Source organism: Pseudomonas sp. KB_12 (assembly GCF_052114545.1).
In the GTDB taxonomy this organism is placed as follows: Bacteria; Pseudomonadota; Gammaproteobacteria; order Pseudomonadales; family Pseudomonadaceae; genus Aquipseudomonas; species Aquipseudomonas brassicacearum.
Map to the genome: position 1 here is coordinate 1 of NZ_JBFREY010000117.1, position 404 is coordinate 404.

The following is a 404-nucleotide window of genomic DNA, read 5'->3' on the forward strand; positions in this document are numbered from 1 at the left end:
CCCTGACCCTGACCGGGGCCCAGGCGAGCATTCGCGTCGGCGACGGCACGGCGGCGGGCGCGGGCATGACCGCCACCATCGCCTCGGCGATCGGCGGGGCCGGCGAGCTGGTCAAGACCGACCTGGGAACCCTGGTCCTGACCGGGGCCGACACCTATGCGGGCGGAACCACGCTCAACGCCGGCGGCCTCTACATCAACGGCGACCAGACCGCGGCGAGCGGCGCAACGCGCGTCAACGCCGGCCTGCTGGGCGGCGCGGGCGTGATCGGCGGTTCGGTCAGCGTGGCCGACGGCGCGACCTTGGCGCCCGGCGGCTCGACCGGCGCGGCCGGAACTCTGACGATCAACGGCGGCCTGACGCTGTCGAACGGCTCGATCCTGGACTTCCAGCTGGGCCAGGCC

At 74.5% G+C, this 404-nt stretch carries 1 protein-coding gene; it reads left to right on the top strand.

Features of this window, described 5'->3' with window-relative positions; all coding sequences use genetic code 11:
• Nucleotides 1–404 (top strand): autotransporter-associated beta strand repeat-containing protein (locus AB4Z20_RS28115; protein WP_442091256.1); only part of this gene is annotated, 404 nt, incomplete at both ends.